Origin of the sequence: Anaerovirgula multivorans (genome assembly GCF_900188145.1) — a bacterium.
In the GTDB taxonomy this organism is placed as follows: Bacteria; Bacillota; Clostridia; order Peptostreptococcales; family Natronincolaceae; genus Anaerovirgula; species Anaerovirgula multivorans.
Window position 1 is genome coordinate 183,550 of sequence record NZ_FZOJ01000002.1, and the last position, 15,269, is coordinate 198,818.

Genomic DNA, 15,269 nt, shown 5'->3' on the forward strand with positions numbered 1-15,269 from the left:
TTATCCCTCCTACTTTTCTATTTATCTGGCCAGATTTTAGCATCTGGATCAAGTAGCCACTTGTGTTCATCAACAAAAATTCTTTCACCAAAACGGCTATCATCTAAATGACGAATCATCCATAGATAATACATTGCATATCCTGGTGCTGCAGTTTGAGGATGTACTAAATCTCCTGGGATAGCTACTGTATCCATATTCTGTACTTTATATGCATCATCCCCTACGCATGAAAATCCAAAGCCTCCCTCTGGATAAAAACGATAATGATAGATTTCTGGTTGTGGATGATGATGCGGAGGATAGCTGGAATACTTTCCTGGATGATTGATGACTTCACCTATTACAAGATTTGCATCAGGCGCATTTCTATCGTCGAAAATAGTTCTTACAGTTCTTGTTGCAGTTTCGTTTAATGTTCCTGCACCAAACTGTTCGCTTCTACATTCCTCTTGAGTATATAGCTTTGGGGCAAAGATTTTGTCATTAGTGGTTTGTTGTAAAGCGATTTCTGTATCATCCTTTAGTACAGTAATAGTAACTTCTACATCCTTAGGTAAATGTAGGCACCAAGGACTTTCTTCAAATAGGGATTGTCTTTTGGCTTCTACTTTATTGCCTTCCCATTCAAATATTACTTCTCCCTGCATTAATAAGTATGCTCTTTCTAGTGCTGCACTGTTGGTAATCACTTCATCTTTTTTCATTTTGTAAATACCAAAGTCCATCAGCATGTTGCTGGCTACACCATCCATTTGTGTAATACTATTAAACCCGTACTGTAAATCTCCTTGTGATTTTATATGCACATCTTTTTTTTCTGTCATTTCTCCTCCTCCTTACTTTTTTTAGGGAGGACAGGGTCGTCCTCCCTTACATTTTTATTTACTAAAATCCTAATAGCTGCATCTTTTTTTTCGCTTCTTCTTCTACTTTTATCATAGGTTTTTTGAAAAGAGGTATTCTATCAAATTCGTTTGGATTGTTTAAAATCTCTTCTCTTAGGGTCTTGCCAAACATCATTCTAAGGGCTGTGCCTATGTTAACTTTAGCTACATGATAGTTTGTTAGTTTTGATAGGTCTTCATCGGTTATACCTGTTGATCCATGAATAACAAGGGGTACATCTGTTACTCCTTGTATAGCTTTTAATCGATCAAACTGTATTTTGGCTCCTTGTGTTTCCATTCTATGAAGGGTTCCAATGGCAACGGCTAGAGCATCTACTCCTGTTGCTTCTGCAAAATGCTTTGCTTCTTCTGGTTCTGTATAGACTTCTTTGTAGCCTTCTACTCCGCTATAGCCAACTGCTCCGATTTCTGCTTCTACTGAAACATTTAATGGATGGGCTAGTGCTATGACTTTTTTTGTGTTTTTTATGTTTTCTTCAATGGATAGCTGTGAACCATCATACATCACTGAGGTAAATCCGCTATCGATTGCTCTTTTTACTAGGTCTATATCTGTTGCATGATCTAAATGAATGCAAACTGGTACTTTTGCATCTTTTGCCATGGCTGTGAATAGTAGGCCGTAGTACTCAATAGGCATATGGGCTACTGCTACTTTATTGGTCATCAGGATCACTGGTGCTTTTAGGGCTTCTGCTGCTTTTATCACTGCGGAAGCGTCTTCATATCCAAATACGTTAAAACCAGCGACAGCGCATTTTTTTTCTTTTATTCCCTTTAGGGTTTCTTTAAGGTTTACTAGCATAATTGGGCTGCCTCCTAGTCATTCATTACGTTACCAAATAGTTCTTCATCGGTTGGTACTACTGGATCAAATGGTCTTGATACCCAGGTGGTATTGATTAGGTGTTTCCATGTAATGTTTTCTGAAGCGATGTTGCCACCCCATGTTCCGCAGCCTAGGCTGGTGGTGAAGGGCATACCATTAAACCAGTTTCCTGTATTGGCTGGTGCTTGGCCTTGGCGTACGTTCATACGGCTTACTTTTGTATTTAAGGCTAATTCCATGATATGGTCTTCATTAAAGGAGTGGATACCGCAGGAGTGGCCCATACCTTGATATTTTGTGATTTCGTTTACTCGATCTACTGCTTCTTTAAATTCGTTGTATTTAAATAGGGCTGTTACTACTGAAAGTTTTTCTCCTGAGAAGGGGTGTTCTTCTCCTACTCCTGTTTCTTCTACCATAAAGAATGTTGTGTTTTCTGGTACTTGAAGTCCTGCTACTTCTGCAATAGTTTGAGCTGATTGGGCAATAATTGCTGGATTTAGATGTCCATCTACCCACAGGGCATTTTGTAGTTTTACTTTTTCTTCTCCTATTGCTAAATATCCGCCTTCTGCTTGAAGGTTTTTGATTAGTTCGTCATAGATGCTTTCTTGTATCACTAAGGAGTTTTCTGCTGAGCAGCTGGTGGCAAAGTCAAAGGTTTTACTGATTCTGATTTTTGTTGCTGCGTCTTTTAAATCTGCTGTTTCGTCTACTACGATGACTGCGTTTCCAGCTCCTACTCCATAGGCTGGTGTTCCGGAGGAGTAGGCTGCTTTTACTAAGGCTGCTCCTCCGGTTGCTAGAATTAAGTCGCATTGCTGCATTAGTTCGTTGCTGATGTCCATGGTTGGCTCTTCGATGGCGATCACTAAATCTTCTGGTGCACCATATTTTTTTAGGGTTTCTCTCATGATCTTGGCTATGAAGGTGTTGGTTTTCTTTGTTCTTGGATGGGGTGACATGATGATAGCGTTTCTTCCTTTTAGGGCATGGGCTACTTTTACTGTAGGGGTTGCTTCTGGATTGGTGCAAGGGATCAGTGCGCCAATAACACCTACTGGTTTCGCTATTTTCATGATTTGTTTTTCTTCATCGATTTCGATCACGCCAACAGATTTTTTTCCCTTCATATCTCGAACTGCACCTTTGGCTTTTGCCATTAGTTTGTTGTATTTTCCTTCGTAGTTACCCATTCTTGATTCTTCTACTGCTAGCTTTGATATTTCTTGAGCTGGGCCATCTTTTACGATATTCCATACTACTGCTTCTACAAGCTGGTCTACCTGCTCTTGTGTGTAGTTTTCGATTGTTTCTTGGGCCTTTCTGGCTCTTTCCATTAGTCCTGCTACATATTGTTTTGCTTCCATAGTTCTTTTCCTCCTTTATAGAATTAAATAACTTGAAATATTATAATGCGTTTATAAATTTTAATATACTAAGGGCTACATTTGCAGTCCTTGGCTACGTTTTTTAGCCAAGGGCGAAACCGTAGACCGTGTATATTAAAATTTGATTATACTGATTGACCTTCTTCTTTTTTGCATTTTTCAATATATGTCTTTACTTCTTCTGCTGTTGGCATGGCATCTGAACAGCTGTGTCTTGAGATAACAATTGAGGCTGATGCGCCGCCAAATTCCATACTTTGATCTACATTCCAACCCTCCATTAAGCCATAGATAAAGGCTGAAGCGTAGGAATCTCCTGCACCAAAGGTTTTTACTACCTTTGCTGGGAAACTTCTTCCTTTAAAGCTTTCTCCTTCTTTTGTATAGGAGATAGACCCTTCTTTACCATGTTTGATGACTACAATTTTTGCGTTGTAATCAAACCATTTCTTTGCTGTTACAAAGTCGTTGTCGTTTCCTGGATTTGTTAGACTTTCCATCATGTCAAATTCTTCTCTTGTACCGATGATGACATCACATTTTTCTGCTGCTAGGTTATAATAAACAGAGGTTTCATCTGTTGATTTCCAGGTATATGGTCTATAGTCTATATCAAAGAAAACTACAACATCATGTTTTCTAGCGAAATCTAAAGCTAGGAATACTGCTTCTCTTGAAGGGCTTTGTGCTAATGCAGTACCGGAAATCAGTATAGCTTTTGCCTGTTTGATATATTCTTCTTTAATATCTTTTGGTTCAAGCTTTAAGTCTACTGCATTCTCTCTATACATTAGGATACTGCAATCTGTTGGACTTTTAATTTCGGTGAAGGCTAAACCTGTTTTTGCTCCTGATTGATCTATCACGATGCTAGATGTATCAATGTCTTTTTCCTCCAAGTAACTAACAATAAATCTACCAAATTGATCATCTGCCACTCTACCAATGAATCCTGCCTTATGACCTAGTACAGCAGTCCCAATGGCTATGTTGGCAGGGGAGCCCCCTACATATTTTGTAAAGGTGATGGTTTCTTCCATCGGTCTGTTGATTTCATTTGCGTTTAAATCTATGGCCAATCTACCGATTGCAATTAAATCTATGGGTTTTTCTTGATTGAATTTCAAATTGTTCATTTCAATACCACCTTGTTTTTCTTTATTGTAAATCTCTTATAGTGTAGGTTAAGGTTAAGTTATATATAACTTAACCTTAACCTATTTTTGTAGACATGTGACTCTATACTTGAATTTTAACATACACGGTCTACGGTTTCGCCCTTGACTCAAAATCATAGCCAAGGACTGCAAATGTAGACCTTAGTATATTAAAATTCATGATCACATATCTATATAGCTCTTAATAATTAAAAATTTTCTTTTTCAATTTCCTTTAATGTAACTGGTCTGCCTTCTACTAATGATTTTTTAGCAGCTAAAGCAATTAATACAGGTTTTAAACCATCAATAGCTACCACTGGTGGTTTCTTATCTTCTATAATTGCTTCAAAGAAGTCCTTCATTTCTTCTATAAAAGATCCTTGATATCTTTCTAAGAAGAAGTATTTAGGTTTATCGCTGAATACACCATCAGCTGTACTAACAATAGCTGAAGTATCGGTATCATTGGAAACTAGTACTTTCCCTTTAGAACCAAATACCTCTACTCTTTGATCATAGCCATAGGCTGCTTTTCTACTATTGTCTATTACCCCAATAGCTCCATTTTCAAACTTTAAGGAAATAATAGCTGTATCGATATCCCCAGCTTCACCAATGGCTGGATCTACTAGTACTGCTCCAGTTACATAGACTTCTTCTACTTCACTGCCTGATAAGTATCTAGCCATGTCAAAATCATGGATCGTCATGTCTAAGAATATTCCACCTGATACTTGTACGTATTGTGCTGGTGGTGGCTCTGGGTCTCTAGAAGTAATCTTAACAATTTGCACTTCTCCAATTTTACCTTCTTTTACTACTTCTCTAACCTTCTTGAAGTTATGGTCAAATCTTCTATTAAAGCCTACTTGAAATTTTACGCCAGCTTCTTTAACAGCTTCAACAGCTTCATTAATTTTTGCTACAGTTAAATCTACCGGTTTTTCACAGAAAATATGTTTTCCAGCCTTAGCAGCTTCAATGCTGATATCAGCATGTGTGTCAGTTGATGAGCATACTAATACTGCATCTATCTCTGCATCATTGATAATGTCTTTATAATTATCAGTTAAAACTTGAATGCCTAATCCTTCCGCCCAATCCCTTACTTTATCAGCGAAGGGATCCGCTACTGATTTCACTTGTACCATCGGAAAGTGTGCTACTAAGTTTTCAGTGTGCAGCTTTCCTATTCTTCCAGCACCGATTACCCCTACTTTAATCTTTTGACCCATTACGACCATCTCTCCTTCTTTCAATTAATAAATTCTTTTGGCTATTTGTTAGTATTACTCTTTTATAAATAGTTTATCAAATATCGTAAACGTTTACGATATATTTTAAAAATTTTTTTTATTTTATAGAAAACAGTATAGGAAATTATGATTAGTTTGTTCACCTAAAGGAATAGTCTTAACAACATACAGAAGGGGCAAATGATATTTATAATTTCCTATTGATTATATAAGGGCTTTTGTAGAGATAAATTCCGCGTAATATTATGATCTATTTTTTCTCTCATCTAGAATAACAGCACCAACAATGATTAACCCTTTTACAATTTGTTGCCAATAAGCTGATACGTTTAATAGGTCAAGCCCATTGTTAAGTACACCTATTATTAAAGCACCTACAATAGTACCTGGTATTGTACCAATACCTCCAGATAAACTAGTACCGCCTATAACTGCAGAAGCAATAGCATCTAATTCATATCCTAAACCTAACCCCGGCTGACCAGAGCTAATTCTAGCTGATAATACAATACCTGCCATACCTGATAAAAACCCTGCTATAGTATAAATTAATATTTTGTATTTTGAAACATTTAATCCAGATACAACAGCCGCTTGTTCATTACCGCCTATAGCATAAACATATCGACCAAATTTTGTATTATTTAATAAGGTGTGCATAGCAAGCGCCATAATAGCTAATAAAATAATTGGAAACGGAATGCCAAGTACTTCACCCTGTCCTATGAAGTTATAGGACTCTGTCAAGCTACTAATCGGTCTTCCATCAGCATAAAGTAATGCTACCCCTCTTGCAACTGTCATCATACCAAGCGTTGCAATAAAAGGAGGAATTTTTGTTTTTGCAATAACAGTTCCATTGATGCATCCTGCTATTGTTCCTACTGCCAAACCCGCCATTATTGGCACAATTACTGGTAACCCAGTTAAGCCTGGAAATTTTGCTGCAGCCCAATCAGGTCTTTGCGCTAAACTGGCTGCTACAACTGCTGATAAAGCAATTACTGAACCAGAAGATAAGTCGATACCTGTGGTAATAATAACCATGGTAACACCCATTGCCACTAAACCGATAACGGATATTTGTCTAACAACATTTAGCAAGTTTCTTGTTTGTAAAAAGGCTGGTGATAACACAGATAATAATGCCACCATGCCTAAGAAAATAATCACAATACCATATTTTTTGAATATATCTTTAGTTAATTCTTTATAGTCTTTACTCATAGTAACCACCTTCTTTTCCGATTCGTTTTTCATTTCCTGCTCCCCCATTCACAGTTTTTTAGGGTTTAATGATCCTTATGTGTTCCAGTTGCAAATTTCATAATCATTTCTTGTGAAACATCTTGTCTTTCAAATTCTCCAGTAACTTTTCCTTCATGCATAACTACTACTCTATCACTCATACCCAACACTTCAGGAAGCTCTGAGGAAATCATGATAACTGCTTTTCCTTGCTGCGCTAATTTTGACATCAACTTGTGTATTTCTGCCTTTGCTCCTACGTCAATCCCTCTAGTAGGTTCATCTAGAATAAGAACTTCTGGATCTGTTAACAACCACCTAGAAATCAATACCTTTTGTTGATTTCCACCACTTAAATTTCTAATTAATTGGTTAATATGCGGTGTTTTGATTTTCAACTTATCTTTTTCTTCTAAACAAACATTTTTAATTTTCTTCTTGTTGAGAAATAAACCATTTGTAAATTTATCTATATTTGCCATAATCATATTATCTTTAACTGATAGTACAAGGAAACAACCGGTTAACTTTCTATCTTCAGTTAACAAAGCCATTTTATGTTTTATAGCATCCTCAGGAGATTTAATCTCTACTTTTTTACCTTGTACATAAACTTCTCCTGTATCTGCCTTTGTAACCCCAAATAGGCACTCTATTACTTCAGTTCTTCCAGCTCCCATCAAACCAGCAAAGCCTAAAATTTCTCCTCTTCTAAGCTCAAAACTTACATTTTCAAATTCACCTTTACGAGTTAAATTCTTAACTGATAATAATACATCGCCTATTTCCGCTTCTTCTTTATGAAATACTTGATTAAGCTCTCGCCCAACCATCATCTTAATCATTTCTTCTTTACCAAGATTTTCTGCAGTATCACTACCTATATACTGCCCATCTCTAAAAACAGTGATATCATCACATATTTTATAAACCTCATCCATTTTGTGAGTAATGTAAATAATAGATACCTCATGTTTTTTCAAATCTCTGATAATTTTGAATAAATTTGCTACTTCTTTTTCTGTGATGGCGGATGTAGGTTCATCCATAATAATTAAGTCCGAGTTATAGGATATTGCTTTAGCAATCTCCACAATTTGAGTATTGGCAATACTTAGTTCCTTCATTTTTACTCGAGGATTGATTGCAATGCCAAGTCTGTCAAATAGCTTCTCTGCATCTCTAACCATTTGTTTCTTGTCTACAAATCCTGATTTCCCTATAACGGGCTCTCTTCCCAGAAAAATATTTTCTGCAACTGTCATATGAGGTATTGGATTCAGTTCTTGATGAATCATGGAGATACCTAAGCTCAGAGCAGCATTGGTATCAGGAATTTCTACTTTTTCACCCTTAAATTTAATTGTTCCTTCGTCTGGTTGATTGATACCAATAATGGTTTTCATTAGGGTAGATTTTCCTGCTCCATTTTCTCCCATCAACGCATGAACTGTTCCTTTTCTTACCTTCAATTGCACGTTGTCTAAAGCAACTACACCGGGAAATCGTTTAGTTATATTTTCCATTTCCAAAATATATTCTGTCGCCATTTTCATTTCCCCTTTTTCTATTTTACACAAAGGATATCAACTTTTATTGATATCCTTTGTGTTTTAATACTTAAAATGGATATTATTTCATTAATATATCTTATTTAAAATCTTGATAGTTGTCTGGAGTAACTAATTGGAATGGAATCCAGATATATTGATCTACTGCGTTACCTTTTGCTAAGTTTACAGCAGCTTCCATTGCTCCGCCACCTTGTCCATTAGCATCTTGGAATACTGTTGCATCTAACTTTCCAGCTTCTACCTGAGCAATCGCATCTGGAGTAGCATCAACACCGGCTACGAAAATTTCTCCCAGTAGTCCTGCCGCTTCAATCGCCATAATTGCTCCTAAAGCCATGTCATCGTTGTTAGCTGCTACTGCGTTGATTTTATCTCCTGAAGATAACCAGTTTTCCATTAAGGTCATACCTTCTTCTCTTGACCAGTTGGCTGTTTGAGTTTTAGTAATTTCAATTCCTGGATGTTCTGCAACTACTTGTTGTACTCCTTCTGTTCTCTTTTGACTAGCTTCATTATCCAATCTACCTTGCATAATTACTACATTACCTTCGTCGCCTAATAATTCAGCTAAATATTCCATTTGGAAGATACCAGCGTCAATTGATTCAGAACCAACAAATGTAGTTCCTTCAGGTAGATAATCAGGTACTCTATTTACATAGATTAAAGGAATGCCTTCTGCTACAGCTGAATTTGACATAGGCTCTGTAGCCTGTGTATTAACTGGTACTACGATGATAGCATCCATACCTTGAGAAATAAAGTTTTCTACTTGGTTTAGTTGTGTTGGAGCATCTTCTTTTGCATCTACATAAGTTACATCTACTTCTCCACCTAAGGATTTAGCATAAGCATCCATACCGTCTTTCATATACATTAAGAATGTATCATCAAAGTTTGCTATAGAAACACCAACTTTGATTTTACCATCACCTGATCCTCCATCTGTACCAGCTGGACTTGAACTACAACCAATAAATGCTACTAAAGTCATTACTAAAACCAATGCTAATGCCGTGATCTTTTTCATTTTCATTTTTTTTCCCCCTTGTTTTGTTGTGATTAAAATAATGCATTGCAATTATATAATCTTAATCTCCTGTCTACTTTGCTACTTACAGTTTTTCAAGAAATTAAGTTTATAGTCTTCCACTAAAGTCTTACTAATTTATTTTCCCTAAATGCCTCTGTAGCTGCATAGGCAATCACTGTAGATTTTGTTCCATCATATACTGTTATTTCTGGTTTCCTGTTTTCAAGAATGCAGTTTACAAACTCCTGCAGTTCTATTACAAAGGATTCTTCAAATCTCTCTAAGAAGTTTTGAGAGCATTCCTTTCTTACACCATTTGTATCGATGACTTCTACTAAATTCTTTTGTGGTACAGCGGCAATTCTTATGGTTCCTTTTGTTCCCACAATTTCTGTTTCGACATTATATCCATGTTGGGCTAACTTACCCGCATATAAGAAGGCCATTGTATCATTTTCAAACTGCATTAGCGCTGCTACAGTATCTCCATCATGATGCTCTGCAAATTGTGGATAAGCATAGCATCCTCCAACAGCAAAAATACTTTTCGCTTCTGAATTTAAGAACCATCTTGCTAAATCAATATCATGGATTGCCATATCTATAAATTGTCCACCGCTAATTGCTGCAAAACGAATGGAGCCCTCAATACAGCTTTCAGGATCAACACTGTAACCCCTAAACATAATTGGTTTTCCAATAGCTCCCTCATCAATTTTTTCCTTGGCATATCTATAGGATGGATCAAAACGTCTCATAAAGCCTAGCATAAAAATCTTATCTGCATTTCTTTCCACTGCTTTTTCTGCTCTCTTACATTCCTCTACTGTAACACCTAGTGGTTTCTCTGAAAAAACATGGTAACCCGCATCTAATGCTTGTTCAATTTGTTCACAGTGTAATCCTGATGGAGAAGCAATAAATATAGCATCTAATTCTTTGTTTTCCAACATATCCTTGTAATTCGTATAACCATATTTGATTCCCCAACTTTTCTGTGCATTATGAACCTCTTCTTCAACAGTGCTGCATACCGCTGTTAACTCTGCATTTGGTACTTTAAAGGCAATGTTTTCTGCATGCTTAATACCTAATCTTCCCAATCCTACAATACCTATCTTCACTTTTTTCATTTTATTATTCCTCACCTTCATTGAAATATATATAAATTAATACTTTTGTTAGCATTTCTTAATTATATTATTAAAAGGTATTTTGTATTTTTAGTATTTCATAAAATCATTGAAGATTTTTTATTGATTAATAGGAATAAAGCCTCTAATATAGTGCACTATTCTGAATTTTATTCGTAAACGTTTGCAATTTAAAGATAGATAGCGCCCTTCTTTTTTCCTCCGATAACTCCCCCCTAACAGGAGAATATCCTATAGGGTTTTCTAGTGAATTAGTTATTGTTTAGCGGTTTCTAGCTTTTTTGCGTCACCATTGCTTCAACTACAAAACTTTGTTGAACTAGGATTTTGATTCATAATATTCTTTATAGCATTTCGTTATTATAGAAAACGTTTGCTATATATTGCATTAAATTCATAATACTATAGGCATGTTACCTTGTCAATATTGTTTTCTAAATATTCTTTCGATAATCTTTTTTTTAACAATGTTATTATTCCAACATTTTATTCTATAATACTGCTGTTATTAAGTTGTATTAAACACTTGGTGAGCTTCCTTCCCTCTGTAGAATTTTGCTATTTTTTTCATTTTACCGCCTCTTTGGTAAATTAATGTCAAAATACAATAAATATTGAACAAAGTGTTCTCTCACAATATTTTCAGATATAATTTATTGATTTCTACAAGGGTATCACCCCTAAAAGGTCTTTTGCTTCCACAGTTTGCAAAAAATCATTTGAACTTTATGTAAACGTTTGTTATAATTGTCCCATAATGAGTATATCATCTATATTAAGGAGACTATATTATGATTGTTACTATTAAGGATATTGCTAAAAATACAAATTTTTCATATGCCACTGTATCAAGAGCCTTAAATAGCAAGCCCGGCATCAGCAAGAAAACTAGAGAAATAATTTTAGCAGAAGCTGAAAAGATGGGCTATCAACCTAATGGCCTTGCTAGAGGACTAGTAATGAAACATACCAACACCATTGGCCTTGTTATCCCTGATATTGTCAACCCTTTTTTCCCTGAAATTGCCAGAGGTGTTGAGGATACAGCCAGCAAGTTAGGTTACAATGTATTCTTATGTAATACTAGTTGGGATGTGGATAAAGAAAGCTCCTATTTGAAAGCCTTATTGGAAAAAAGAGTCGATGGAATTATCATTAAGCCAGCTTGTGACAGACCCTGTAGCTATTCTAATAGCAATATTCCTATGGTTCTATTAAACAAGATGCCTAGAGAAAGCAAACATAGTTATATCGAAATTGATAACTTCAAAGGTGGCTATCTAGCCACAAAGCACTTAATTGAAGCTGGATATAAAAGGATTGCCTTTTTAGGTGGTATAGAAGATTCTTACTCAACCATAGAAAGATTAGAGGGATATATACATGCCTTTAAGCAATCCAATTACAAAATTGATAAATCTCTTATTGTTTATGGAGACTACAACTTCAAAACTGGTTATGCTAATATGACAAAACTTATGGGGTTAGAAAATCCACCCGATGCAGCCTTTGCTGTTAATGACTTTAATGCCCTTGGCGTATTGCAGTTTGTAGGGGAATTAGGTTTGTCTGTTCCAGATGAATTTGGTATTGTCGGATTTGATAATATTCAATATGCTGCCTTTCCTCAAATACAACTAACAACTATTTCACAACCGAAATATGAAATAGGAAAATATGCTACCGAAGCTTTAATTAATCAAATTAATAATAAAACAGCAAAATTTATGCAAAAAATCATTCTAGAACCTGAGTTAATTGTAAGAAAAACTACGTTGAATAGCAAATCTGTAGCAAAGGCGACTAATCAATAATTAATCGCCTTTATCTTTTGTTAAGACACCTCTCTTAGATGAAACAGCTACCGATCTACCACCAAATTAAAATTTCGATGATCTAGTCATATGAGTAGGTAGTACAACTTATCTATATTCAGATAAACTAGAATCCCCAATATTCAAGCTTTAACTGAGGGAATTTACTTTATCTAGTTCTTTCTCTATTAATAATCGTCTTAACCAGCATAAGGTCTGGACTACTGCAAAATTCCTTAGTTTTTGTCTGTCTCCTTTAAAAAACAGTTCTTTTGTATGAAGCTCATTTTTTATATACATTCCTATATACATTAGCCCCACAGGTTTTTCCTTTGTTCCTCCCTCAGGCCCTGCTATGCCAGTGATGCCTATGCCAATATCTGTATTTCCTAACTCAGCAACTCCCTTAGCCATTTCTCCAGCTGTTTCTTTACTGACGGCACCGTATTGATCCAAAGTTTCAGGTTTTACGCCTAAGCGTCGCATCTTTGAGGCATTGCTATAGGTAATCACTCCTTCCATAAAAACAGAAGAAATTCCTGGACAATTCACTAGTTTTCCTGCTAAAAGCCCTCCAGTACAGGATTCTGCTGTCCCTATGGTTAACTGATGGTCTATTAATAGTTTCCCTACTACTTCCTCCAGATTAGTATCTCCTTCTCCATAAATATACTCTCCTAACCTGCTTCGAATCTCCATTTCTACTGGATGTATTAGATCTTCAGCTTCCGCTTTAGTCTTTGCCTTAGCTGTAATTCTTAAAGTGACTTCTCCCTCCTTTGCATAGGGTGCAATTGTCGGGTTACTTTGCTGTTGGATGATATCCTTAATCATTTCCTCCATATAGCTTTCTCCCATGCCACAAATACGTAATACTTTAGAGTGCAATGTGCTTTTCTGGTATTGGCTTAAATAAGGAATCGCTTCCTCCTCTAGCATGGGGATCATCTCTCTAGGGGGACCTGGTAAAAGGATGCACATTTTAGCATCTTCCTTGATGATACATCCTGGAGCCGTACCATGCATGTTTTTTAAAATGATCCCTCCTTTTGGAAAGTATGCTTGCTTTTTATTTCCTTCACTCATTGGCTGTTTTCTAAAGGAAAAAAATTCTTCAATACTCTGAAGAGAAGTTTCGTCTAATATTAATTCTTTATTAAAATATTCTGCTGCAATTTCCTTTGTTAAGTCATCCTTTGTTGGCCCAAGTCCTCCCGTTGTAATCACAAGATCTGCTCTATTAAAGGCTATTTCATACACTTCTTTAATTCTTTCTGGATTGTCTCCTACTACTGTTTGATGATATACAAAAATTCCAATATCCGCTAATCGCTTTGCAATATATTGTGCATTCGTATTGATAATATCTCCTAAAAGAATTTCTGTACCTACTGCTATAATTTCTGCTTTCATTCTTCCACCTCTTTATCTAGTTTAGTACTTCGTCTTACTTATTGATATCTTTAAGTATAGTCTTGTTTTTTATTTGAAACAAGTTCCAATTTTCTATTGTAATGATTATATTATTATTCTTTACCATTATTACAAAAACAGAGAAACAGCATGATTGTCTATTTTGACAGTCATGCTGTTTTTAGGGGGAGGAAATTATAAAAGGATAAAACCATATCTATTGAATTAATTTTAGATCTTGTATAAATATGCTCTTCCCTATGCATTTTTCTTTCGGGAAGTAATATCAATCCATACTGCTACTAGTAATACCAAACCCCTAACAATCAGTCTTTGAGTTGTTCCTACGTCTAGGAGCAACATCCCATTATTCAAGGTAGACATGACTAGAGCTCCTATAATGGCACCTACAATCGTGCCTTCTCCTCCTAATGTACTGGTGCCTCCAATGATAGCCGCAGCAATTACATCCAACTCCATACTCTGTCCAGCTGAAGCTGCTGCTGATCCGACCCTAGCGGTGTAGATAATGCCTCCAATGGCTGCTAGAATGCCAGAGGAGATAAAAATCCAAAGAGTTCGTTTTCTGATATCAATACCTGATAGTTTAGCCGCTTCTTTATTTCCACCAATAGCATAAACATGTCGACCAAAGGTGGTCTTAGTTGTAATAAAGGTATACAAACTACCTATTGCCATTAAAATAAGAATAGAGTAAGGAATGCCTAGATAGAAGGCCATCACTGAAAAAACTGCTGATATTAGTAAAATTACTAAAAATGTCTTTAATAGAAACAACGACTTTGGCAGTATATCAAACCCATATTTTATTCTTTCTTTTCTTCTTCTAAACTCTAAGCATATATATGCTACAATCACTAATATCCATATAATTACCGTTGTGTCATGGGGAATCATATCTCTAGGTGTACTTTCAAAAAATAAGGTTGGCATGTATCCTTGTCCTAGTTTGTTAAAAACACTACTGGTAGCAACAGTTTCTCCTTTAGTTACCCCCAGCAGCAATCCATTAAAGATCATCATTCCTGCTAATGTAACGATAAAGGCAGGCACATTTCGATAGGCTACCCAATAGCCTTGCCACAGTCCTATCAAAGCCCCTATGACAAGAGTAATTAGCATAGCAGGAACAATGCCTATACCATAACGGGCAGGCAATATCGCTACGATGGCGCCTAATAAGCCTACAACAGCACCAATCGATAGGTCGATATGTCCTGCTACAATGACTAATACAACGCCACAAGCCAATATTGCAATGTGAGCTGTTTGTAAAAACAAGGTCGATAGATTTCTTGGAGTCAAGAAAACATCACTTAATAATGAAAAAATAATCATAATACTGATAAGGGCAATAAACATGGTATATTGTCTTATATTATTTCTAAGGGATAGCTTAATGATATCTATCGCACTTTGATTGCTTTTCGATTTACTTATCATGAATTTTAACCTCCTCTAATAC

At 36.0% G+C, this 15,269-nt stretch carries 12 protein-coding genes; 1 reads left to right on the forward strand and 11 read right to left on the reverse strand.

Annotation, left to right across the window (positions count from 1 at the left end):
- Nucleotides 1-17 precede the first annotated feature (17 nt).
- The 9 genes from CHB72_RS02990 to iolG (CHB72_RS03030) form a co-directional block, all read right to left on the reverse strand.
- Nucleotides 18-827, reverse strand: a complete 810-nt coding sequence (locus CHB72_RS02990) for a 5-deoxy-glucuronate isomerase (RefSeq protein ID WP_089281390.1) — start codon at nt 825-827, stop codon at nt 18-20.
- 61 nt (nt 828-888) lie between these two features.
- Nucleotides 889-1,716, reverse strand: a complete 828-nt coding sequence (locus tag CHB72_RS02995) for a class II fructose-bisphosphate aldolase (RefSeq protein WP_089281391.1) — start codon at nt 1,714-1,716, stop codon at nt 889-891.
- Nucleotides 1,717-1,730: 14 nt separating this feature from the next.
- Nucleotides 1,731-3,110 (reverse strand): aldehyde dehydrogenase family protein, encoded by a 1,380-nt coding sequence (locus tag CHB72_RS03000; protein WP_089281392.1) that lies wholly within the window; start codon nt 3,108-3,110, stop codon nt 1,731-1,733.
- A gap of 146 nt (nt 3,111-3,256) precedes the next feature.
- Nucleotides 3,257-4,267 (reverse strand): 5-dehydro-2-deoxygluconokinase, encoded by a 1,011-nt coding sequence (gene iolC, locus CHB72_RS03005; protein WP_089281393.1) that lies wholly within the window; start codon nt 4,265-4,267, stop codon nt 3,257-3,259.
- A 230-nt stretch (nt 4,268-4,497) separates the two neighbouring features.
- Nucleotides 4,498-5,526, reverse strand: a complete 1,029-nt coding sequence (gene iolG / locus CHB72_RS03010) for an inositol 2-dehydrogenase (protein WP_089281394.1) — start codon at nt 5,524-5,526, stop codon at nt 4,498-4,500.
- Nucleotides 5,527-5,790: 264 nt separating this feature from the next.
- Complete coding sequence (locus tag CHB72_RS03015; protein ID WP_242975015.1) at nt 5,791-6,807, reverse strand: ABC transporter permease; 1,017 nt, start codon at nt 6,805-6,807, stop codon at nt 5,791-5,793.
- Between the two features lie 32 nt (nt 6,808-6,839).
- The gene (locus CHB72_RS03020; RefSeq protein WP_089281395.1) at nt 6,840-8,345 is read right to left on the reverse strand and encodes a sugar ABC transporter ATP-binding protein; all 1,506 of its coding nucleotides are present in this window, start codon (nt 8,343-8,345) and stop codon (nt 6,840-6,842) included.
- Between the two features lie 100 nt (nt 8,346-8,445).
- Nucleotides 8,446-9,405, reverse strand: coding sequence for a sugar ABC transporter substrate-binding protein (locus CHB72_RS03025; RefSeq protein WP_207652479.1), 960 nt, complete (start codon nt 9,403-9,405; stop codon nt 8,446-8,448).
- Nucleotides 9,406-9,521: 116 nt separating this feature from the next.
- Nucleotides 9,522-10,535: an inositol 2-dehydrogenase gene (iolG, locus tag CHB72_RS03030; protein WP_089281396.1), complete on the reverse strand. Its 1,014-nt coding sequence runs from the start codon at nt 10,533-10,535 to the stop codon at nt 9,522-9,524.
- A gap of 812 nt (nt 10,536-11,347) precedes the next feature.
- Between iolG (CHB72_RS03030) and CHB72_RS03035 the strand changes: the two genes are divergently transcribed.
- Entirely contained in the window at nt 11,348-12,370 is a 1,023-nt protein-coding gene (locus CHB72_RS03035) for a LacI family DNA-binding transcriptional regulator (protein ID WP_089281397.1), read from the forward strand.
- 150 nt (nt 12,371-12,520) lie between these two features.
- Here the strand turns inward: CHB72_RS03035 and CHB72_RS03040 are convergent, their stop codons facing one another.
- Together CHB72_RS03040 and CHB72_RS03045 are read right to left on the reverse strand one after the other, a co-directional pair.
- Nucleotides 12,521-13,783: a competence/damage-inducible protein A gene (locus CHB72_RS03040; RefSeq protein ID WP_089281398.1), complete on the reverse strand. Its 1,263-nt coding sequence runs from the start codon at nt 13,781-13,783 to the stop codon at nt 12,521-12,523.
- 258 nt (nt 13,784-14,041) lie between these two features.
- Nucleotides 14,042-15,247, reverse strand: coding sequence for a sugar ABC transporter permease (locus CHB72_RS03045; protein ID WP_089281399.1), 1,206 nt, complete (start codon nt 15,245-15,247; stop codon nt 14,042-14,044).
- Between the last annotated feature and the right edge of the window lie 22 nt (nt 15,248-15,269).